This is a genomic window from Streptomyces sp. ACA25 (assembly GCF_028200735.1).
Lineage (GTDB): Bacteria > Actinomycetota > Actinomycetes > Streptomycetales > Streptomycetaceae > Streptomyces.
This window is the reverse complement of record NZ_JAQKPV010000006.1, coordinates 37,475-57,659: the sequence shown is the minus strand read 5'-3', so window position 1 is coordinate 57,659 and position 20,185 is coordinate 37,475. Positions and strand designations below refer to the sequence as shown.

Annotated in this window: 18 protein-coding genes; 10 read left to right on the top strand and 8 right to left on the bottom strand. The window is 70.8% G+C overall.

What is annotated here, in order from left to right; genetic code table 11:
- Window position 1: 1 nt before the first annotated feature.
- Window positions 2-3,301, bottom strand: a complete 3,300-nt coding sequence (locus PJ985_RS11670; RefSeq protein ID WP_443033467.1) for a S41 family peptidase — start codon at window positions 3,299-3,301, stop codon at window positions 2-4.
- 203 nt (window positions 3,302-3,504) lie between these two features.
- Here PJ985_RS11670 and PJ985_RS11665 point away from each other — a divergent pair, with 203 nt between their 5' ends.
- Both PJ985_RS11665 and PJ985_RS11660 read left to right on the top strand, forming a co-directional pair.
- A complete protein-coding gene (locus PJ985_RS11665) occupies window positions 3,505-5,058 on the top strand; it encodes a sodium-dependent transporter (RefSeq protein ID WP_271683603.1) in 1,554 nt (517 codons plus the stop codon).
- Window positions 5,058-5,210 (top strand): methionine/alanine import family NSS transporter small subunit, encoded by a 153-nt coding sequence (locus PJ985_RS11660; protein ID WP_271683602.1) that lies wholly within the window; start codon window positions 5,058-5,060, stop codon window positions 5,208-5,210. Before PJ985_RS11665 ends, PJ985_RS11660 begins: the two co-directional genes overlap by 1 nt.
- A 67-nt stretch (window positions 5,211-5,277) precedes the next feature.
- Here the strand turns inward: PJ985_RS11660 and PJ985_RS11655 are convergent, their stop codons facing one another.
- Genes PJ985_RS11655 through hrcA form a run of 3 tightly spaced genes read right to left on the bottom strand, consistent with a single transcriptional unit; the run spans window position 5,278 to window position 8,212 of the window.
- The gene (locus tag PJ985_RS11655) at window positions 5,278-6,024 is read right to left on the bottom strand and encodes a 16S rRNA (uracil(1498)-N(3))-methyltransferase (protein WP_271683601.1); all 747 of its coding nucleotides are present in this window, start codon (window positions 6,022-6,024) and stop codon (window positions 5,278-5,280) included.
- A 40-nt stretch (window positions 6,025-6,064) separates the two neighbouring features.
- Window positions 6,065-7,195: a molecular chaperone DnaJ gene (gene dnaJ, locus PJ985_RS11650; RefSeq protein WP_271683600.1), complete on the bottom strand. Its 1,131-nt coding sequence runs from the start codon at window positions 7,193-7,195 to the stop codon at window positions 6,065-6,067.
- Window positions 7,196-8,212, bottom strand: coding sequence for a heat-inducible transcriptional repressor HrcA (gene hrcA, locus PJ985_RS11645; RefSeq protein ID WP_271683599.1), 1,017 nt, complete (start codon window positions 8,210-8,212; stop codon window positions 7,196-7,198). It lies immediately after the preceding gene.
- 163 nt (window positions 8,213-8,375) lie between these two features.
- On the opposite strand from hrcA, the gene PJ985_RS11640 reads away from it, so the two are divergent.
- The 3 genes from PJ985_RS11640 to hemW all read left to right on the top strand — a co-directional run bounded on the left by PJ985_RS11640 (window position 8,376) and on the right by hemW (window position 11,275).
- On the top strand, window positions 8,376-9,095 hold the full coding sequence (locus PJ985_RS11640) for an MBL fold metallo-hydrolase (protein WP_271683598.1): 720 nt from the start codon (window positions 8,376-8,378) through the stop codon (window positions 9,093-9,095).
- A gap of 31 nt (window positions 9,096-9,126) precedes the next feature.
- On the top strand, window positions 9,127-9,975 hold the full coding sequence (locus PJ985_RS11635) for a DUF3097 domain-containing protein (protein WP_271683597.1): 849 nt from the start codon (window positions 9,127-9,129) through the stop codon (window positions 9,973-9,975).
- Between the two features lie 67 nt (window positions 9,976-10,042).
- The gene (hemW, locus tag PJ985_RS11630) at window positions 10,043-11,275 is read left to right on the top strand and encodes a radical SAM family heme chaperone HemW (protein ID WP_271683596.1); all 1,233 of its coding nucleotides are present in this window, start codon (window positions 10,043-10,045) and stop codon (window positions 11,273-11,275) included.
- A 96-nt stretch (window positions 11,276-11,371) separates the two neighbouring features.
- Here hemW and PJ985_RS11625 read toward each other — a convergent pair whose 3' ends face one another.
- A complete protein-coding gene (locus PJ985_RS11625) occupies window positions 11,372-13,246 on the bottom strand; it encodes an AMP-dependent synthetase/ligase (RefSeq protein WP_271683595.1) in 1,875 nt (624 codons plus the stop codon).
- A gap of 336 nt (window positions 13,247-13,582) precedes the next feature.
- Window positions 13,583-15,442 carry a translation elongation factor 4 gene (lepA, locus tag PJ985_RS11620; RefSeq protein ID WP_271683594.1) on the bottom strand — a complete coding sequence of 620 codons (1,860 nt, stop codon included), beginning with the start codon at window positions 15,440-15,442 and terminating at the stop codon, window positions 13,583-13,585.
- Between the two features lie 176 nt (window positions 15,443-15,618).
- On the opposite strand from lepA, the gene rpsT reads away from it, so the two are divergent.
- The gene (gene rpsT / locus PJ985_RS11615) at window positions 15,619-15,885 is read left to right on the top strand and encodes a 30S ribosomal protein S20 (RefSeq protein WP_271683593.1); all 267 of its coding nucleotides are present in this window, start codon (window positions 15,619-15,621) and stop codon (window positions 15,883-15,885) included.
- Between the two features lie 193 nt (window positions 15,886-16,078).
- On the opposite strand, the gene holA is transcribed toward rpsT, so the two are convergent.
- Entirely contained in the window at window positions 16,079-17,065 is a 987-nt protein-coding gene (gene holA / locus PJ985_RS11610) for a DNA polymerase III subunit delta (RefSeq protein WP_271683592.1), read from the bottom strand.
- A gap of 124 nt (window positions 17,066-17,189) precedes the next feature.
- Between holA and PJ985_RS11605 the strand changes: the two genes are divergently transcribed.
- Window positions 17,190-17,438 (top strand): hypothetical protein, encoded by a 249-nt coding sequence (locus PJ985_RS11605; RefSeq protein ID WP_271683591.1) that lies wholly within the window; start codon window positions 17,190-17,192, stop codon window positions 17,436-17,438.
- Window positions 17,439-17,513: 75 nt separating this feature from the next.
- Here PJ985_RS11605 and PJ985_RS11600 read toward each other — a convergent pair whose 3' ends face one another.
- Window positions 17,514-18,305, bottom strand: coding sequence for an arylamine N-acetyltransferase family protein (locus PJ985_RS11600; protein WP_271683590.1), 792 nt, complete (start codon window positions 18,303-18,305; stop codon window positions 17,514-17,516).
- 263 nt (window positions 18,306-18,568) lie between these two features.
- Here PJ985_RS11600 and PJ985_RS11595 point away from each other — a divergent pair, with 263 nt between their 5' ends.
- From PJ985_RS11595 to PJ985_RS11585, 3 genes are read left to right on the top strand one after another with little or no spacing between them, the layout of a single operon-like run.
- A complete protein-coding gene (locus tag PJ985_RS11595) occupies window positions 18,569-18,898 on the top strand; it encodes a gas vesicle protein GvpO (protein ID WP_271683589.1) in 330 nt (109 codons plus the stop codon).
- 36 nt (window positions 18,899-18,934) lie between these two features.
- Window positions 18,935-19,426 (top strand): gas vesicle protein GvpJ, encoded by a 492-nt coding sequence (gene gvpJ, locus PJ985_RS11590; RefSeq protein ID WP_271683588.1) that lies wholly within the window; start codon window positions 18,935-18,937, stop codon window positions 19,424-19,426.
- A 3-nt stretch (window positions 19,427-19,429) separates the two neighbouring features.
- On the top strand, window positions 19,430-20,185 hold the full coding sequence (locus tag PJ985_RS11585) for a GvpL/GvpF family gas vesicle protein (protein ID WP_271683587.1): 756 nt from the start codon (window positions 19,430-19,432) through the stop codon (window positions 20,183-20,185).

Below are 20,185 nucleotides of genomic sequence, written 5' to 3'. Positions count from 1 at the left end.
GTTACAGCGGGGGCAGCCCGGGAGGGGTGACGGCCGGGGTGGCCGTCAGCGCCTCGATGGCGAGCCGGACCGCCTCGTCCAGCTGCGGGTCCCGTCCCGCGGCCCAGTCCTGCGGCGCGATCGGCACCTCCACGTCCGGCTCCACACCGTAGTTCTCCACGTCCCAGCCGAAGTTCTTCAGCCAGATCGCGAACTTGGGCTGGGTGACGCCGGTACCGTCGACCAGCTCGTACCGCATGTCGATGCCGATGACGCCGCCCCAGGTGCGGGTGCCGACCACCGGGCCGATGCCCAGCGTCCTGATCGCCGCGGTGACCATGTCCCCGTCGGAGCCGGAGAACTCGTTGGCGAGCGCCACGATCGGCCCGCGCGGTGCGTCCGACGGATAGCTCTCCGGCCGCTCCCCCCGGATCAGGTCCCAGCCGATGATGCGGCGCGTCAGCTTCTCCAGAACCAGCTGCGAGGTGTGCCCGCCGCGGTTCCCGCGCACGTCGACCACCAGGCCCTCCCGGGCCACCTCGGTCCGCAGATCACGGTGCAGCTGCGCCCAGCCGCTGCTGACCATGTCCGGGATGTGCAGGTAACCGAGCCGCCCGCCGGACCGCTCGTGCACGACCTCCCGGCGTTCCGCGACCCACGCGTGGTAGCGCAGCTGCTCCTCGTCGTCCAGCGGCACGACGACCACGTGCCGGGGGGTGTCCCCGGCGGCCGGCAGCACCGTCAGCTCGACGGGCTTGTCGGCCGCGCCCGCCAGCAGCGGTGCCGGGCCGGTGACCGGGTCCACGGGGTCGCCGTCCACCGCCACGATCGCGTCCCCGGGCCGGATCGCGACGCCGGGAGCGGCCAGGGGTGAGCGGGCCTCCGGGTCCGACGTCTCCGAGGGCAGTATCCGGTCGACACGCCAGTGACCGTCCTTGTGGCGGGACAGGTCGGCCCCGAGCAGCCCCTGCCGCCGGTCCGCGGAGCCGCCGCCGCCCGGGGGCATGATGTAGGCGTGCGAGGTGCCCAGCTCCCCGTGCACCTCCCAGAACAGATCCGTCAGGTCGTCGTGGGTGGCCACCCGGTCCAGGACCGGACGGTAGCTCTCCAGCACCCCGTCCCAGTCCACGCCGCCCAGGTCGGCCCGCCAGAAGTTGTCCCGCATCAGCCGGCCCAGCTCGGCGTACATCTGCTGCCATTCGGCCGTGGGGTCGACGGTGAGCCGGATGCGGGACAGGTCGACGGTGACGGTGCGCTCGTCGTGCTCGCCGGGCTTGTCGGCGTCGGCGGGCACCAGCCGCAGGGTGTCATCGGCCCGCAGCAGAATCTGTTTGCCGTCTCCCGTGACCGCGTAGTCGTGGGCCTTCTTGGCCGGCGTGCCCGCCCGGAGCCGGACCAGGTCGTAACGCTCCAGCGAGGTGCTCACACCGCCCTCACCGGGGGCGGCGACGGAGCTGCCGAGGCTTCCGCTCACCGGGTGGTGCAGCCAGAGCACCCCGTCGGCGTAGGAACGCAGGCCGCTGTAGCGGCCGGCATCGACCGGGAACGGCACGATGCGGTCGCCCAGACCTTCTCGGTCCACCCGGGTCACCGGGGCGGGCTTCTCACCGTTGCCGCCGCTCTTCCCGCCTGCGGCCCCCTCGGCGCTGTCGCCGCCCGGCTCACCGTCCACCGGCCTGCCGAGCAGCTGGGGCCCGAACGGGGAGGGGGTCTCCGCCGCCAGCGTCAGCAGGTACGGACGGCAGGCCGCGGGGAAGGACAGGTCGAAGACGTGGACGTCGTAGACGGGGTCGAAGGTCCGCTCCGAGAGGAACGCCAGGTGCTTCCCGTCCCTGGTGAAGGCGGGCGAGAAGTCCTGGAAGCGCAGCGGTGTGGCATCGGTGACGGTCCGGGTCTCCAGGTCGGCGATCCGGAGCTGGCGCAGGGGGCGGGTGCCCGGATGCGACCAGGCGAGCCAGCGGGAGTCCGGGGAAAAGGTCAGGCCGTCGGCATCACCGAACTCGCTGCGGTCCAGCTCGTGCAGCTCCCCTCCGGCCAGCCGCACCAGCAGGACCCGGCCGTCGTGCGAGGCGACGGCTGCCCAGCGGCCGTCGGGTGAGACCTGAAGGTCGTGCACCCGGCCCAGCTGCCCGGCCGCGATCAGGCGCGGGGCGGGTTCACCGGGGGCGGGGGTCACGGTGCGGAGGGAGAGGGCGTCGTCGCCACGCGCATCGGTGACCCACAGCACCTGGTCGACGCCGTCGGTGCGGAACACCCTGGGGAGCCTGATCCGCACCCCGGGATCGGCGGACAGGGTACGTGCCGGGCCGTCCCGGTGGGTGACCCAGTGCAGTGTTCCGCGGGTCTCCACCGCGCTGCCGCGTCCGGTGTGGTCGGGGACCGCCGCGCCCAGCCGGTCAGCGGCCGGCACCGGCCGCGGCTGCCGGTCGGTGCGCGGCCCGGGCACCCGGATGTCGAGCCGCCGCGGCTGGTCGTCGGCCAGGCTGTCCAGGATCCACAGCTCGCCGCGGCAGGTGTGGACGACGCGTTCGCCGTCGGTGGTGGCCTGCCGTGCGTATCCGCCGCCCAGTGGGCTGTGCCGGCGCAGATCGGAGCCGTCGGGCAGCGAGGAGTACACCGCGCCGGTGCCCTCGTGGTCGGAGAGGAAGGCGATACGGTCCTGGACCCACATCGGGCATTCCAGGTTGCCGTCGAGGCCGGTGTGCACCCGGGTGAACGTGCCGTCACCCGTGCGGTCGATCCACAGCTTGCCCGCGGTGCCGCCGCGGTATCGCTTCCAGCGGGCCGCGTCCCGGCCACGGCTCTGCCCCGCGGACAGCAGCAGGACGGCTTCCTCGGGGCCGTGGGCTGCGCTGCTGACGGGGCCGTACGGGAGGAGGCGGGCGGGTCCGCCGTCCAGCGGCACCGCATGCGCCCAGGTGTCGCGCGGCGACGGCTGCCCGTGCGGGCTGATCGCCAGCACCTCCGGGTCGCCGCCTCCGGGGCCGGCCGGAAGCCAGCCGCGCACGCCGGTCTCGCCGTTGCCCCAGTACGTCAGCCGGCGGGCGGACCCGCCGTCCACCGGGGCCACGTGCACCTCCGGTGCTCCGTCGCGGGTGGAGCCCCAGGCCACCTGGGTGCCGTCCGGGGAGAGCCGCGGGTGGCTGACCGGGGCGCGGTCGGCGCTGACCCGCCAGGCCCGGCCCCCGTCCAGCTGCGCAACCCAGACGTCGTCCTCGGCGGTGAAAGTGATCAGGTCACCCTGTACGTGCGGGAATCGAAGATAGGAAGGTCGTTTCACTCCAGGAACCCTAGGAGCCGGGCAGGGTTGGCGGAAGGCCATTCCCCGCAGGGGTTGCCTCCCGGTGCGCCGGGCCCGCCGCACATTCCGGGTCCGCGGGGCTGTTCTCCGGCCGGTCCGTGCTGGCGGGCCGGCGGGTTCCCGGCGAGGCAGCCCTTACCCGTTCCGACGCGCCTGAAAGGCCGTCACGGGGTTCCACTGCTACCGTGCAAAAGCCATACAGTGGACGATAAAGGACTCCGCCCATGTCCCACTTGCCCCAAGATCGGTGGACACTGCCCCGAGAACAGTGGGCCACCAGAGCAGGCTTCCTGCTGGCCGCGATCGGGTCCGCCATCGGTCTTGGCAACATCTGGCGCTTCCCGGCCATCACCTACGAGAACGGCGGTGGCGCGTTTCTCCTGCCGTATCTCATCGCCCTGCTGACCGCGGGCATTCCCCTGCTCATTCTCGAGTACACGGTCGGCCGCAAGTACCGCGCCTCACCGCCGGCCGCCTTCCGTCAGCTGGCCCGGCCGGCCGAGTTCATCGGCTGGTGGCAGGTCGTCATCTGCTTCGTCATCGCCACCTATTACGCCGTCATTCTCGCCTGGGCGGTGCGCTATGTCGGGTTCTCCGTCGGGCAGACCTGGGGCGACGACCCGGACACCTTCCTCTTCGAGGACTTCCTGCAGCTCTCCGACGAGCCCGGGACGGTCACCGCTTTCGTGCCGGGGGTGGCCTGGCCGCTGATCGCGGTATGGCTGGTGGTGCTGGCGATTCTGGTGTTCGGCGTCCGGCGCGGCATCGAACGGGCGAACAAGATCTTCATCCCTCTGCTGGTCCTGTTCTTCCTGATCCTGGTGGTGCGTGCGCTGACCCTGGAGGGCGCGGACATCGGCCTCGACGCCTTCTTCCGGCCGGACTGGGACGCGCTCACCGTCGGCAGTGTCTGGGTGGCGGCCTACGGGCAGATCTTCTTCTCGCTGTCCATCGGCTTCGGCATCATGATCACCTACGCCTCGTATCTGCGCCGCCGCGCCGACCTGACCGGCTCCGCCCTGGTCGCCGGTTTCGCCAACAGCTCCTTCGAGATCCTGGCGGGCATCGGCGTCTTCGCGACGCTGGGCTTCATGGCACTGCAGGCGGACATCGCCGTCGACGAGGTCGCGACCTCCGGGCTGGGCCTGGCGTTCATCGCCTTCCCGCAGATCATCTCCGAGATGCCGCTCGGCACCTTCTTCGGTGTGCTGTTCTTCAGCTCGCTGGTGGTCGCCGGGTTGTCCTCGCTGATCAGCATCGTGCAGGTGGTCGTCTCCTCGGTGCAGGACCGCACCGGGCTGGGCCGGCTCCCGACCGTGCTGGGGGTCGGCGGCGCGGTCGGCCTGGTGTCCGTCCTGCTGTTCTCCACCGACGGCGGGCTGTACTTCCTGGACGCGGCCGACCACTTCATCAACCAGTACGGCATCGCCCTGGCCGCCCTGGTCATCGTCATCACCATCTCCTGGATCCTGCGACGGCTGCCGTCCCTGCAGGAGAACGCCGACGCCACCTCCGCGGTCATGCTCGGCAAGTGGTGGCGGCTGTGCCTGGCGATCATCACCCCGCTCGTGCTGGGCTGGATGATGATCGACAGCCTGTGGACGGAGCTCACCGAGAACTACGAGGAATACCCGACCTCGTTCCTGCTGTACGCGGGATGGGGCGTCGCCATCGGCGCTCTGGTGCTCGGCATCCTCCTCGCTCTGCTCCCCCGGAAGCGGGGCAACGACCCGGGCGTCGCAGGGAAGTCCGGTACCAGTGAGGGAAGGAGCCGCTGATGTCGGGAGGCGCAGTGATCATGATGATCATCGCCATCACCATTGTCTGGGGCGGTCTCGCCGCGGCCATCGTCATGCTGCGACGGCACCCGGACGAGCCGGAACCGCCGGGCGTGGAGACCGCGCCACCGGACGGCGGCATGCGGCGCTGACCGGGGCCAGGCCGGCCGGACAGCGCCGCCTCGGCCAGGGTTCGCCCCCGCGACCCCGGCCGAAGTGTCACCGGCCCCAGCGGCCGGTGCGGGCCAGCAGGACGGCCGCACCGGCCGTCCCCGCCGTCGAGGTCCGCAGCACGCTGGGGCCCAGCCGGTACGGCCGGGCCCCAGCCTCGGCGAAAGCGGCCAGCTCTTCCTCGGACACCCCGCCCTCGGGGCCGACCACCAGGACGATCCCGCCCTCCCGGGGCAGCTCGGCGGTGGCCAGCGGGGTGCTGCCCGCCTCGTGCAGCACCGCGGCGAACGCCGCACCCGCCAGCAGCTCGCACACCTCGCCGGTGCTCGCCTGCCCGGTGACCTCGGGGAAGCGCAGCCGCCGGGACTGCTTGCCGGCCTCACGGGCGGTGGTCCGCCACTTCGCCAGCGCCTTCGCGCGTCGCTCACCCTTCCAGCGGGTGACGCAGCGGGCTGCGTCCCAGGGCACCACGACGTCCACTCCGGTCTCGGTCATCAGCTCCACGGCCAACTCACCGCGGTCCCCCTTGGGGAGGGCCTGGACCACCGTGAGAGAGGGACGGGCCGGCGGTTCGTGCCGGACGGCGCTGACCTCGACCAGCAGCCGGTCCTTGCCCGCGCTGTCCGCCACCGTGCCGTCCGCGCCGCTGCCCGCACCGTCGGTGAGCACCACCGCCTCACCGGCCCGCAGCCGCTTCACGGTCACCGCGTGCCGGCCTTCCGGCCCGTCGAGCCAGTACTGCCCGCCGGCCCGGAAGCCGGCCACCCCGGCATGCACGAAGACCGGTGCGGTCACCGCTGCCCCCCGAACGGCGCGGCAGCCACCAGGTGTACGGTCACCGGCCGTTGAACGCGTCCTTCAGGCGCGAGAACAGCCCTTGCTGGCCCGGCTGGAACTGACCCATCGGCCCTTCCTCGCCGCGCAGCTCGGCCAGCTTGCGCATGAGCTCCTCCTGCTCCGCGTCCAGCTTGCTCGGCGTCTGCACCTCGACGTGCACGACCAGGTCCCCGCGGCCGTTGCCGCGCAGGTGGGTGACGCCTCGGCCGTGCAGCGGGATCGACTGGCCGGACTGGGTCCCGGGCCTGATGTCGATCTCCTCGACTCCGTCCAGGGTGTCCAGCGGCACCTTGGTGCCCAGCGCGGCGGCCGTCATCGGCACGGTGACCGTGCAGTGCAGGTCGTCACCGCGCCGCTGGAACGTCGAGTGCGGGGTCTCCCGGATCTCCACGTAGAGGTCGCCGGCCGGGCCGCCACCGGGGCCGACCTCCCCCTCGCCCGCCAGCTGGATCCGGGTGCCGTTGTCGACACCCGCCGGAATCTTCACGGTCAGGTTCCGCCGGGAGCGGACCCGGCCGTCACCGGCGCAGTCGGGGCACGGAGTCGGCACCACGGTGCCGAACCCCTGGCACTGCGGACACGGCCGCGAGGTCATGACCTGCCCCAGGAACGAGCGGGTGACCTGGGAGACCTCTCCCCGGCCGCGGCACATGTCACACGTCTGCGCGGAGGTACCGGGCGCCGCCCCCTCACCGTTGCACGAGTTGCACACGGTGGCGGTGTCGACCTGGATCTCCTTCGTGGTGCCGAAGGCCGCCTCGCTGAGCTCGATGTCGAGCCGGATCAGGGCATCCTGACCGCGCCGGGTGCGCGACTTCGGGCCGCGCTGCGAGGCGGTCCCGAAGAAGGCGTCCATGATGTCGGAGAAGTTCCCGAAACCACCGCCGAACCCGGCACCCGCACCGGCCGCCCCGCCCATCGGGTCGCCGCCGAGGTCGTACATCTGCTTCTTCTGCGGATCGGAGAGCACCTCGTAAGCGGTGTTGATCTCCTTGAACCGCTCCTGGGTCTTCGGATCCGGATTGATGTCCGGGTGCAGCTCCCGCGCCAGCCTGCGGAAGGCCTTCTTGATCTCGTCCTGCGATGCGTCGCGCTGCACGCCCAGGACGGAATAATAGTCCGTCGCCACTTATTTCTCCGCGAGGATCTGTCCGACGTACCGTGCCACCGCGCGTACCGCTCCCATCGTTCCGGGGTAGTCCATCCTGGTCGGTCCGACCACACCGAGCTTCGCGACCGCCTCGTCACCTGAACCGTAGCCGACGGCGACAACCGATGTGGACGTCAGGCCCTCATGGGCATTCTCATGCCCGATGCGGACGGTCATGCCCGAGTCCGTCGCCTCTCCCAGCAACTTCAGCAGCACCACCTGCTCCTCCAGCGCCTCCAGCACGGGGCGGATGGTGAGCGGGAAGTCGTGGCCGAAACGCGTGAGGTTGGCGGTACCGCCGATCATCAAGCGCTCCTCGGTCTCCTCGACCAGGGTCTCCAGCAGCGTGGACAGCACGGTACGCACCGTGCCGCGCTCGTCCCCCTCGAAGGCATCGGCCAGATTCTCCACCAGCTGCGGCACCTCGGCGAAGCGCCGGCCCGCGATCCGGCTGTTCAGCCGGGCCCGCAGGTCGGCGACGGAAGCATCTCCGAACGGCACCGGGCAGTCGATCATCCGCTGCTCGACGCGGCCGGTGTCCGTGATCAGCACCAGCATCAGCCGGGCCGGGGCCAGGGAAAGCAGCTCCACATGCCGCACCGTGGACCGGGTCAGCGAGGGGTACTGCACGACCGCGACCTGCCGGGTCAGCTGCGCCAGCAGCCGGACGGTGCGCCCGACCACGTCGTCGAGGTCGACCGCCCCGCCCAGAAAGTTCTGGATGGCCCGGCGTTCCGGCGAGGACAGCGGCTTGACACCGGCCAGCTTGTCGACGAAGAGCCGGTAGCCCTTGTCCGTCGGCACCCGCCCGGCGCTGGTGTGCGGCTGGGCGATGTACCCGTCCTCCTCCAGCGCGGCCATGTCGTTGCGCACCGTGGCAGGGGACACCTGAAGGTTGTGGCGCTCGGTGAGTGCCTTGGAGCCCACCGGCTCCTGGGTGCCCACGTAGTCCTGGACGATCGCCCGCAAGACCTCGAGCCTGCGTTCGCTCAGCACCCGCGCACCTCCCGTCCGGCCGTCGCTTCCGGCTCGTCTCCTGGCACTCCCGATCGGCGAGTGCCAGCAATCCTGCTCCAGTGTACGGCCGGGTAGCAAGGCGGGGTAAGGCACGTCGTCGGTACGGATCCCGCTCTCCGGCCCAGGGGACTAACGTCTCAGTATGGAGAGCACCTGGGAAGAGCTTGCGCCGGGAGTCGTCCGACGACGGCTGCCGGGGTGGGACGAGACGGTCGGAGCGGTGGCCGGGCACCACGGGCTCCTCGTCGTGGACACCGGAGCCTCGCTGCGCACCGGTGCGGAGCTCCGCCGGGAGCTGACCGGCCGGTTCGGGCAGCCGGTGAGCCACGTCGTGATCACCCATCCGCACTTCGACCACGCGCTGGGCAGCGGCGCCTTCGCCGGCACCGAGATGTACGCGGCGGCCGGCTTCGGCGAACTCCTGGATCACGGCGTACGGGAGACGCTGACGGAGGACGCCGTCCGGCACGGCGCCGGCCGTGCGGAGAGCGAGGAGGCGGCCGACGTCCTGCACCGGCCGCAGCACGAGGTGTCCGGCGACATGCTGGTGGACCTGGGCGGCCGGACGGCCGTCGTGGCGAATGTCGGTCCCGGCCACACCGCGCACGACCTCGTCGTGCTGGTGCCGGGCGGGCGGGAAGGGCCGGACGTCGTGTTCTGCGGCGATCTGGTGGAGGAGTCCGGAGAGCCACAGGCCGGGCCCGACGCCCAGCCCGCCTGGTGGCCGGGCGCCCTGGACCGGCTGCTCGCCCTCGGCGGCGAGCACGCCCGCTACGTCCCCGGCCACGGCGCCGTGGTGGACGCGGCGTTCGTCCGGGCGCAGCGGGACATGCTGGCCGGCCGGTACGGCGTGGCGACGTGACACGAGGGGATTTCTTCATATCCTCTGCCGGGTGCGCAGCAGACAGTACGGCCCCGATCTGACCCCGCCCTGGAAGAAGCGGACCTCCGCCCCGGAGGTTCCGGCCGAGCCGGACCTGGTGGTGGAGGAGGTGGCCACCGGTTTCTGCGGTGCGGTGGTGCGCTGTGAGAAGACCGCTCAGGGGCCCACCGTCACCCTGGAGGACCGCTTCGGCAAGCACCGGGTCTTCCCGATGGAGCCGCGCGGCTTTCTGCTGGAGGGCAAGCCCGTCACCCTCGTCCGCCCCCTCCCCCGGTCCCGGCAGCCGGGCCGCCCCGCCCGCACCGCGTCCGGCTCGGTGGCCGTGCCCGGGGCCCGTGCCAGGGTGGCCCGCGCGGGCCGGATCTATGTCGAGGGCAAACACGACGCGGAGCTGGTCGAGAAGGTCTGGGGGGACGACCTGCGCATCGAGGGTGTCGTCGTCGAGTACCTGGAGGGCATCGACGACCTGCCGGACATCGTGCGGGCCTTCGCTCCCCGGCCGGACGCCCGGCTCGGGGTGCTTGTCGACCACCTGGTACCCGGCTCCAAGGAGTCCCGCATCGCCGAGCGGGTAACCGGCCCGGACGTCCTGGTGGTCGGTCACACGTACATCGACATCTGGGAGGCGGTGAAGCCCTCCTCCGTCGGTATCCAGGGCTGGCCGCAGGTCCCCCGCGGGCAGGACTGGAAGACGGGCGTCTGCCGGGCGCTGGGCTGGCCCGACCGCACCGGTGCTGCCTGGCAGCGCATCCTCGGCTGCGTGCACAGCTACCGCGATCTGCAGCCGGACCTGCTCGGACCGGTGGAGCACCTGATCGACCACGTCACCGTCGGAGGCCCGGCCGGCCCGCCGGGGTGACCTGATCACCGCGCCCGGCACCGGCTGCCGGGTAGGTACCGGCGGCATCCGTAGGACAATGGTTCCCATGCCCTCCGCACTCCCCGACGGCGATCCCGTCCCCGAGGACGGCTCCCTGCCGTCCACGGCCCTCGACGGCGCCGCGCACCGCCCGCTCGCCTTCTACCTGCACGTCCCGTACTGCGCCACCCGCTGCGGGTACTGCGACTTCAACACGTACACGGCGAGCGAGCTGCGGGGCTCGGGGGGCGCGGCAGCCTCCCGGGAGAACTACGCCGGCCTGCTCACCGACGAAGTGCGGCTGGCCCGCAAGGTGCTGGGGGACGACCCGCGCCCGGTGTCGACGGTGTTCGTCGGCGGCGGCACCCCCACCCTGCTGCCGGCCGCCGATCTCGGCCGGATGCTCGCGGCGGTGCGCACGGAGTTCGGCCTCACCGCCGACGCGGAGATCACCACCGAGGCGAACCCGGACTCGGTCGGCCCGCGCTCCCTCGGCGAGCTCCGCGCGGCCGGCTTCAACCGGGTCTCCTTCGGCATGCAGAGTGCCCGCCCGCACGTGCTGCGGGTGCTGGAGCGCACCCATGCCCCGGGCAGTCCCGAGCTGCGGGTGGCGCAGGCCCGGGAAGCGGGCTTCGCGCACGTGAACCTGGACCTGATCTACGGCACCCCGGGCGAGACCGACGACGACTGGCGGGCCTCCCTGGAGGCGGCGCTCGGCACCGGTGCCGACCACGTCTCGGCCTACTCCCTCATCGTGGAGGACGGCACCCGGCTCGCCCAGCAGGTACGGCGCGGTGAGGTGGAGATGACGGACGACGATGTGCACGCCGATCGTTACCTGATCGCCGAGGAGGCGCTCACCGCGGCCGGGTTCCACTGGTACGAGGTGTCGAACTGGGCTTCCTCGGCTGCCGGCCGCTGCCGGCACAACGAGCTGTACTGGACCGGTGCGGACTGGTGGGGAGCCGGACCGGGGGCCCACAGCCATGTCGGCGGCGTGCGCTGGTGGAACGTCAAGCATCCCGGCGCCTACGCGCAGGCGCTGGCGGAGGGCCGCTCCCCGGGCGCCGGACGCGAGATCCTCTCCCCCGAAGACCGCCGGGTGGAGCGGATCCTGCTGGAGCTGCGGCTGACGGAGGGCTGTGAGCTGTCGCTCCTCGCCCCGGCCGGTCTGCGCGCCGCGGAGCGGGCCCGGGAAGCCGGGCTGCTGCGGACCGACGCGCACCGCCGTGGGCGGGCCGCCCTCACTCTGGAGGGCCGGCTGCTGGCGGACGCGGTGGCCCGGGACCTGGTGGACTGACCGGGTCCCACCGGGGCGCCTCCCGTGCGGCCCGGGCCGGGATGCCCCGGCCCCGGCGGCGTACCGCCGGGGCACCGGGTCACCACGGCCGCCGGGTCAGGAGGTGTACATCTCCTCGACCAGGTGCTGGTACTGCTTCTCCACGACCGGCCGCTTCAGCTTCAGGCTCGGGGTCAGCTCGCCGTGCTCGACGTCGAGGTCCCGGGGCAGCAGCCGGAACTGCTTGATCGTCTGCCAGCGCTGCAGGTCGCTGTTGGCCCGCTGGACGAAGCCGTCGATCAGCTCACGGGTCCGCTCGTCGCCCACAACCTCCTCGTAGCTCTTGCCGCCGAGACCGTTCTCGTCGGCCCAGGCCATGATCGCGATCTCGTCCAGGGCGATGAGCGCGGAGCAGAAGTTCCGGTCGGCGCCGATCACCAGGATGTTCGACACGAACGGGCAGACGGCCTTGAACCGGCCCTCGATCTCCGTCGGGGCGATGTACTTGCCACCGGAGGTCTTGAACAGGTCCTTCTTGCGGTCGGTGATGCGCAGATAGCCGTCCTCCGACAGCTCACCGATGTCGCCGGTGTGGAACCAGCCGTCGGGCTCCAGCACCTCTGCGGTCTTCTCCGGGAGCCCGTGGTAGCCCTCCATCACGCTCGGGCCGCGCAGGAGGATCTCGCCGTCCTCGGCGACGCGTACTTCCAGACCGGGCATCGCCTTGCCGACCGTGCCGGTCCGGTAGGCGTCCGACGGGTTGACGAAGTTGGCGGCGCTGGTCTCGGTGAGACCGTAGCCCTCCAGGACGTGGATGCCCGCGCCGGCGAAGAAGAACCCGATCTCCGGGGACAGCGCCGCCGAACCGGAGACGCAGCCGCGCATCCGGCCGCCGAACCGCTCCCGCAGCTTGCTGTAGACCAGCTTGTCGGCGATCCCGTGCTTGACCCGCAGCCCGAACGGCGCGGTGCGGGTGCCGGTGCGGCGCTGGTTCTCCTGGGTGACCCGGCCGTACTCCTTGGCCACCTCGGCGGCCCACAGGAAGATCTTGTACTTGGCGCCGCCCGCTTCCTTGGCCTTGTTCGCCGCGCCGTTGTAGACCTTCTCGAAGATGCGCGGCACGGAGGCCATGAAGGTCGGCTGGACCACCGGCAGGTTCTCGATGATCTTGTCGACCCGGCCGTCCACGGCGGTGGGGTGCCCGATCTTCACCTGCCCAGCGAGCAGCGCCTTACCGAACACGTGGGCGAGCGGCAGCCACAGGTACTGGAGGTCGTCCTCCTGCACCAGGTCGATCGCCGACATGGCGTGCCCCAGGTACGACCAGCAGTCGTGCTGCAGCCGCACGCCCTTGGGACGCCCGGTGGTGCCCGAGGTGTAGATGAGCGTGGCGAGCTGGTCGGACCGCAGCGCCGCGACAGCGTCCTTGACACTGTCCGGGTGCTGCTTCAGGTAGGCCCCGCCCTTCTCGGCGAGGTCGGCCAGCGAGAGCACCCAGCCGTCGGGGTCCCCGTCCTCGGCTACCGCGTCCTCGGCCTCCATCACGACCACGTGGGCGAGGTCGGGCAGCTCCGCGCGGCGCGCCCGGGCCTTGGCCAGCTGGGCGGCGTCCTCGGCGAACAGCACCCGGCTGCCGGAGTCCTTCAGGATGTACGCCGTCTCCTCGGCGTTGGTCTGCGGGTACACCGTGGTGGTGGCACCACCGGCGCACAGGATGCCGAAGTCCGCCAGAATCCAGTCGACCCGGGTCATGGAGGCGATGGCGACCCGGTCCTCGGGCCGCACGCCCAGCGACATCAGCCCCGCCGCGATCGCGTACACCCGTTCCGCGACTTCCCGCCAGCTGTAAGTGCGCCAGTCGTCGGGCCCGCCCGCGGCGGACGGCACCGGGTATCGATACGCCTCCTTGTCGGGGGTGGCCTCGACCCGATCCAGAAAGAGATGCGCCACGGACGGCGGACGGTTCTCGATCTGGCTCTGCATATCGCTCACGACTTCCTCCGGGTCCCGCACTGCACACGGGGGTGACTCACGAGTAACTCTCGAGTGGAGCGCTCAGACTAGAGGGCGGGAGCCGCCCAGGAAAGGGTCCGAAGCTGGGTCGATATGAGGCTGTGCCCGGAGCGCAGCCCGCCAGGGCCCTTCCGGACGGGTCCGCCCAGGTCGGCGGGGCACCCCGGGGCAGCGGAATCGCCCCTCCGAGCATTCCCCCGACCGGGGGAAACGCCGGGCGGAACGGATTCCCCCGGGGGGCCCGTTCGGGGGAATGGCCGGTACACCCGCCGAGCGGTACGTCTGCACAGCCCGGGCTGTGCAGACGTACAGGGGCTATTTCTTGCTCTTGCTGTCCTTGACCTCCGCATCGGAGGACAGGGCTGCGATGAACGCCTCCTGGGGGACCTCTACGCGCCCCACGACCTTCATCCGCTTCTTGCCCTCCTTCTGCTTCTCCAGGAGCTTCCGCTTACGGGAGATGTCGCCGCCGTAGCACTTGGACAGCACATCCTTACGGATGGCCCGGACCGTCTCCCGGGCAATGACGCGGGCACCGATGGCAGCCTGGATGGGCACCTCGAACTGCTGCCGCGGGATCAGGTCGCGCAGCTTGCCGGCCATGCGGACGCCGTAGGCGTAGGCCTTGTCCTTGTGCACGATGGCGGAGAAGGCGTCCACCTGGTCGCCGTGCAGCAGGATGTCGACCTTCACCAGGTCGTCGGCCTGTTCGCCGGTCGGCTCGTAGTCGAGCGAGGCGTAGCCGCGGGTCTTGGACTTCAGGACGTCGAAGAAGTCGAAGACGATTTCCGCCAGGGGCAGCGTGTAGCGCAGCTCCACGCGTTCCTCGGACAGGTAGTCCATGCCCTGCAGGGAGCCGCGGCGGTTCTGGCACAGCTCCATGATCGCGCCGATGAACTCGCTGGGGGCGAGCAGCGTGGCCCGTACCACCGGCTCACGCACTTCGTCGATCTTGCCGGTGGGGAACTCGCTGGGGTTGGTGACGACGTGCTCGGTGCCGTCCTCCATCGTCACGTTGTAGACGACGTTCGGTGCGGTGGCGATGAGATCGAGGTTGAACTCCCGCTCCAGCCGCTCCCGGACGACCTCCAGGTGCAGGAGGCCGAGGAAGCCGACCCGGAAGCCGAAGCCCAGGGCCGCGGAGGTCTCCGGCTCGTAGACCAGCGCTGCGTCGTTGAGGAGGAGCTTGTCCAGGGCGTCCCGCAGGTCCGGGTAGTCCGAGCCGTCCAGGGGATAGAGCCCGGAGAACACCATGGGCCTGGGGTCCTTGTAGCCGCCCAGTGCCTCGGTGGCACCGTGCTTCAGCGAGGTGATGGTGTCCCCCACCTTGGACTGGCGGACGTCCTTCACCCCGGTGATCAGATAGCCGACCTCGCCGACGGCCAGCCCGTCGGAGGGGGTCATCTCCGGGCAGCTGGCCCCGATCTCCAGCAGCTCGTGGGTGGCACCGGTGGACATCATCTGGATGCGCTCACGTTTGCCGAGCTTGCCGTCGACCACCTTCACGTAGGTCACGACGCCACGGTAGGAGTCGTACACCGAGTCGAAGATCATGGCGCGGGCCGGTGCGTCGGCCTTCCCGACCGGCGGCGGGACCTGCCGGACGACCTCGTCCAGCAACTCCTCCACGCCCTCGCCGGTCTTGGCGGAGACCTTCAGGACCTCCGAGGGGTCGCAGCCGATCAGGTGTGCCAGTTCGGCGGCGAACTTCTCCGGCTGGGCCGCCGGCAGGTCGATCTTGTTGAGCACCGGGATGATGGTGAGCTCGTTCTCCATCGCGAGATAGAGGTTGGCGAGCGTCTGTGCCTCGATGCCCTGCGCCGCGTCGACGAGCAGCACACAGCCCTCGCAGGCGGCCAGGGACCGGGAGACCTCGTAGGTGAAGTCCACGTGACCGGGGGTGTCGATCATGTTCAGGATGTGCGAGGTGCCTGACTGGTCCCAGGGCATGCGCACGGCCTGCGACTTGATCGTGATGCCGCGTTCCCGCTCGATGTCCATGCGATCGAGGTACTGGGCGCGCATCTGTCGTTGCTCGACCACTCCGGTGAGCTGAAGCATGCGGTCGGCAAGTGTCGACTTGCCGTGGTCGATGTGCGCGATGATGCAGAAATTCCGGATCACTGCCGGGTCGGTGCGGCTCGGCTCCGGCGCGTTCGAAAGGGTCGCGGGCACGCAAGATCCTGTCGGGTGGATGGCTCGTATCGATACGTCGGTCCCATGCTCCCATGCGCGGCGCCCGACTCCCCGATGGGGAGGGCGACGCTCACCACTGGTAAGCTGGTCCACTGTGCCTTCTGCGCTCGCGGAGGCATCTTTCAGAGGCAATCGAACCTGCAAAGGCTCATTTCGTGGCGAACATCAAGTCCCAGGTCAAGCGGAACAAGACCAATGAGAAGGCCCGTCTGCGCAACAAGGCGGTCAAGTCCGAGCTGAAGACCGCCGTCCGCAAGGCCCGCGAGGCCGTGGCCGGTGGCGACGTCGAGCAGGCCACCGAGGCCACCCGCACGGCTGCCCGCAAGCTCGACAAGGCGGTCAGCAAGGGCGTGCTGCACAAGAACAACGCCGCCAACAAGAAGTCGTCGCTCGACGCACAGGTCGCCGCCCTCAAGGGCTGACCCGATCACCTCCCACCGCCCGGACCCAGCGGCCCCTCTCTCCGCTCCGGCCGGTGACCCGCGCACCGCACGCGTCCGACGTTCGCCACGTGGGTGCGGTGCCTCGTAGCACGCACGACACGGAAGGCCCCGGGCCGCTCTCCCCAGAGCGCCCGGGGCCTTTCCGCCGTACCGGCGGGGGTGGGCGCGAGTGCTAGCGGCGTGACCGGGCGGCCCCGGCGATGGTGACGACCGCCTTCTCCAGGGCGTACGCCGGATCGCTGCCGCCGCCCTTCACCGCTCCGTCCGCCTCGGCAACGGCGCGGATGGCCACCGCCACTCCGTCCGCCGACCAGCCGCGCAGTTGCCGCCGCACCCGGTCGATCTTCCACGGCGGCATCCCCAGCTCGCGTGCCAGGTCGGCGGGACGCATCCCGGACGGCGCGGAGGCCAGCTTGCCGATCGCCCGCACGCCCTGGGCGAGCGCACTGCTGATGAGCACCGGCGCGACCCCGGTGGACAGCGACCAGCGCAGGGCCTCCAGGGCACCCGCGGTGTTGCCCTCCACCGCGTGGTCGGCGACCGCGAAGCTGGAGGCCTCGGCCCGGCCGGTGTAGTACCGCGCGACGACGGCCTCGTCGATGGTGCCGTCCACGTCGGCGGCGAGCTGCGAGCAGGCCGAGGCCAGCTCCCGCAGATCACTGCCGAGGGCGTCCACCAGCGCCTGGCAGGCGTTCGGGGTGGCGCTGCGGCCGGCCGTCCGGAACTCGTTGCGGACGAAGGCCAGCCGGTCAGCGGGCTTGGTCAGCTTCGCGCAGGGAACCTCCCGGGCCCCCGCCTTGCGGGCGGCGTCCAGCAGCCCTTTGCCCTTGGGGCCTCCGGCGTGCAGCAGCAGCAGAGTGATCTCCTCGGCCGGTGCCGCACAGTACTTCTTCACATCCTTGACGGTGTCCGCGGAAAGGTCCTGGGCCTGCCGCACCACCACCACCTTGCGCTCCGCGAACAGCGACGGGCTGGTCAGCTCGGCCAGCGTGCCCGGCTGCAGCTCCCCGGGCGCCAGATCGCGCACGTCGGTGTCGGCGTCGACGGCCCTGGCGGCGGCCACGGTCTGCCGGACGACGCGGTCCTGCAGCAGCTCTTCCTGCCCCACGGCGAGCGTGATCGGGGCCAGCGGATCGTCGGTGCTCTTCTTCCCAGCCATCGCGCCCAGCATCCCACGCCACTCGGACACCCCCTCCGCCCCCACGTCCCCCGCCGGCCGGACGGCGCGTCCCGGGCGCCCTCCCGCCCGGGATGCGCCCGGCACCGTCCCTGACAATGGACCGGTGACCGACGCACGACGACACATCCTGGTGCTCCCCGACCGCGACGCGGCCGAGGAGGCCGCCGAAGAACTCGCCGAGAGTCTCGGCCTCCCCGAGGAGCCGCGGCCGGTGCGGGACGCTCTCGCCGGCGAGGACGACGCGGAGGACGCACAGTGGCTGGTGGTTCTGGAGGATCCGCGCTCCCGGCACGACCGCGAAGCCCTGCGGGGCCTCGCCGAGCGGTACGAGGGCTGGCTCGAGAACGACTGACCGGGCCCGGTCCGGCTCAGGGCCACCGGGCTGATCGGAAGAGCTGAGAGGGTGGGCGCGCGGGGCCGCTGCCGGTCACCGCGGGCGGTCTGCTCTCAGCGGCACCGGCACCTGGTCGAGCTCAATACCGAAGTGCTCCTGATAGGCGCGGAGTACGGCACTGTCGTCCGGCAGGTCCGTCTCGCGCTTCGCACCACCCTCGGTGATCTTCAGCTTCCGGCCGGCAAGCGTCACCCGTCCCTCCTCGGTGAGCCGCGTGCACATGGGACCGCGGGTGAAGTGGGACCGCGGTGACGTCCGGTGGTACCAGCAGGTGGGCTCGAACTCGGCGAGCTCCCGGGGCCGGGTGTCCAGCCGGTACTGCGGCACACCGTTCTGCAGCAGATCCAGGTCGCCGTACTCCGCCTCGACCAGCTGGAAAACCCCGGCCGGGTCCTGCTGCTCCGCCCGGCTTTCCCAGCGCAGCGGTTGCAGGAACGCCTCCCCGAATCCGACCTCGGCGAGCCAGGACCCCGATCCGTCGGCCGCCGTCGCCCGCAGCACGAGGTGGTCGTAGGGCACGCCGAGGCTTCCCTCCTGGAAGACCCGGGCGGACAGCAGCGTCACCGAGTACCCGAGCTCGGTGAGCAGGGTGGCGAACGCGCCGTTCAGCTCGTAACAGAAGCCGCCGCGCCGCCGTTCCACCACCTTGCGGACCAGCTCGTTCCCCACGAGCTCGATCTCCTCACGCAAGTGGATCGACAGGTTCTCGAACGGCACGGTGAGCAGGTGCCGGTACTGCAACTCGCGCAGGGTCGCGCCATCGGCCGGGACTGGACCGATGATGCCGAGACGTTCGAGGTAGGCGGTTGTGAGTGCTTGGTTCATAGGTCCCTTGTCCCTCGTCCGACCCTCATCGCGACCGGCACGGTAACAGCCGCGGAACCCGCGCGCCCAGGGCCGCAGCCGCACCCGTTCCCCGGTCGGTGTTCGCCGGGCGGACCGGCACGCTTGCCGCTCATCAGAGGTCGCACGCTCAGGGACGTTGTGCGCTCCGGAGGGGAGCGCGTGCCACCCGAACAGCGCACGCCCTTCCACGGACAGCCCAGCATTCCGGGCGGGGGAAACATCTCCCGCCCAGACTGATGTCCATGGCAGAACAGCGAGAAAAGCGCTCTCGGACCGCTTCCAGAACCGGCAGTGGCACAGCACATCGCCGTTCCCCGGTAAGGGGAGCAGCCGATGCCGCTCGCTATGCCGGCCAGCAACTCGAAGAGCTGATCACCCATTCCGTTGACGGCGTTTCCGCCGTACACCGGGCCGAGAACGGCTGGCGTGTGTGCGTGGACATCATGGAAGTACCGCGCATTCCCGATACCACCAGCCTGCTCGCCACGTACGAGGTCGAACTCGACGACGACGGAAACCTTCTCCAGTACCGCCGCGTTCGCCGATACCGGCGCAACTCGGCCGACGACTGACGGCGCTTCACCGGGCAAGCCCAGAGGAGATTCTCAGTGAGCACCACGACCACGTACACCGACGATGTCGCGTGTGTCCCCCGTGCGGGAACGCTCTATGACGTCATCGACATCATCCTCGATCGCGGCATGGTCATCGACGTCTTCCTCAGGGTCTCCCTGGTGGGAATCGAGATCCTGAAGGTCGATATACGGATCGTCATCGCCAGCGTCGACACCTATCTACGTTTCGCCGAGGCATGCAACCGGCTCGACCTCGAGACGGACACCCGCAGCCGCACCGTTCCCGAACTCTTCAGCGGCGGAAGCGCAATGAAGAGTGCAGGAAAGAAGGGCGCAAAAAAAGCAGTGGAAAGCACCGGAAGCAAAGTGAAGGACGCCCTGACCGGCAGCAGCGACGACGACGAGGAAGAGCAAGAGGAAGAGACGGAAAAGCAGCCGTCGAAACAGCGGTCACGGCCGAAGTCGTCGTCTTCGAAGTCCCGCAGCGGCACCAGGACGCGCAGCAAGAGCTCCAAGGGGGCGTGACGGATGACCGACCGGGGTGTCTACGTCTACGGCATCGTCCGCGCCGACCACTCGCTGCCGGCGGGTTGCCTGGGGGTCGGCTCTCCGCCCGCGGTGCTCCGGCTGCTGCGGTCGGGACGACTGGCCGCAGCGGTCAGTCCTGCCCCGGAGGGCCTGCGGGCCCGTCGGCGCGACCTGATGGCACACCAGGATGTCCTGCTGGCGCTGTCAATCAGCGGTCCCGTGCTTCCGATGCGCTTCGGCATGGTGGCGAACGACGACGCTTTCGTCCGAGGCCGCCTTGCCGAGGACGAGAACCGTTGCCTGGAGACCCTGGAGCGTCTCGACGGCCGCCTGGAGATGAACCTCAAAGTGTTTCCCGTCGAGGAGTCCCTCGGCGAACTCCTCCGCGAGGACCCCCAGGTGCGGCGACTCCGCGAGGCCATGCGACGCCGGCCCGGCTACGAGGAGAGAGTCCGGCTCGGGGAAGCGGTCGCCAACGCGTTCCACCGCCGGGCGGCCGAAGCGGCCACGCAGACCGTGCGCCGGCTCACCGGATTCGCCGACGACACCGCGGCCGGTCCGGACATCGCGGGTTGCGTGCGTAACCTCTCCTTCCTCATCCCGCGCAGCGCGGAGGATGAGTTCAGGAGTGTGGCAGGGCGATGCGCGGCCGACTGCGGCAGCCGGGCCGAACTCCGGCTCACCGGACCGCTGCCGTGCTTCAGCTTCGTTCCGGCGACGGACGCGGGGCAACGGGCTCCCGCGGGGTCTCCCTGA

Excerpts from the sequence above, each read along its gene's own strand:
- PJ985_RS11670 (WP_443033467.1), bottom strand. The coding sequence starts at position 3,301 with ATGGCCTTCCGCCAACCCTGCCCGGCTCCTAGGGTTCCTGGAGTGAAA.
- PJ985_RS11665 (WP_271683603.1), top strand. The coding sequence starts at position 3,505 with ATGTCCCACTTGCCCCAAGATCGGTGGACACTGCCCCGAGAACAGTGG.
- PJ985_RS11660 (WP_271683602.1), top strand. The coding sequence starts at position 5,058 with ATGTCGGGAGGCGCAGTGATCATGATGATCATCGCCATCACCATTGTC.
- PJ985_RS11640 (WP_271683598.1), top strand. The coding sequence starts at position 8,376 with ATGGAGAGCACCTGGGAAGAGCTTGCGCCGGGAGTCGTCCGACGACGG.
- hemW (WP_271683596.1), top strand. The coding sequence starts at position 10,043 with ATGCCCTCCGCACTCCCCGACGGCGATCCCGTCCCCGAGGACGGCTCC.
- holA (WP_271683592.1), bottom strand. The coding sequence starts at position 17,065 with ATGGCTGGGAAGAAGAGCACCGACGATCCGCTGGCCCCGATCACGCTC.
- PJ985_RS11600 (WP_271683590.1), bottom strand. The coding sequence starts at position 18,305 with ATGAACCAAGCACTCACAACCGCCTACCTCGAACGTCTCGGCATCATC.
- PJ985_RS11595 (WP_271683589.1), top strand. The coding sequence starts at position 18,569 with ATGGCAGAACAGCGAGAAAAGCGCTCTCGGACCGCTTCCAGAACCGGC.
- PJ985_RS11585 (WP_271683587.1), top strand. The coding sequence starts at position 19,430 with ATGACCGACCGGGGTGTCTACGTCTACGGCATCGTCCGCGCCGACCAC.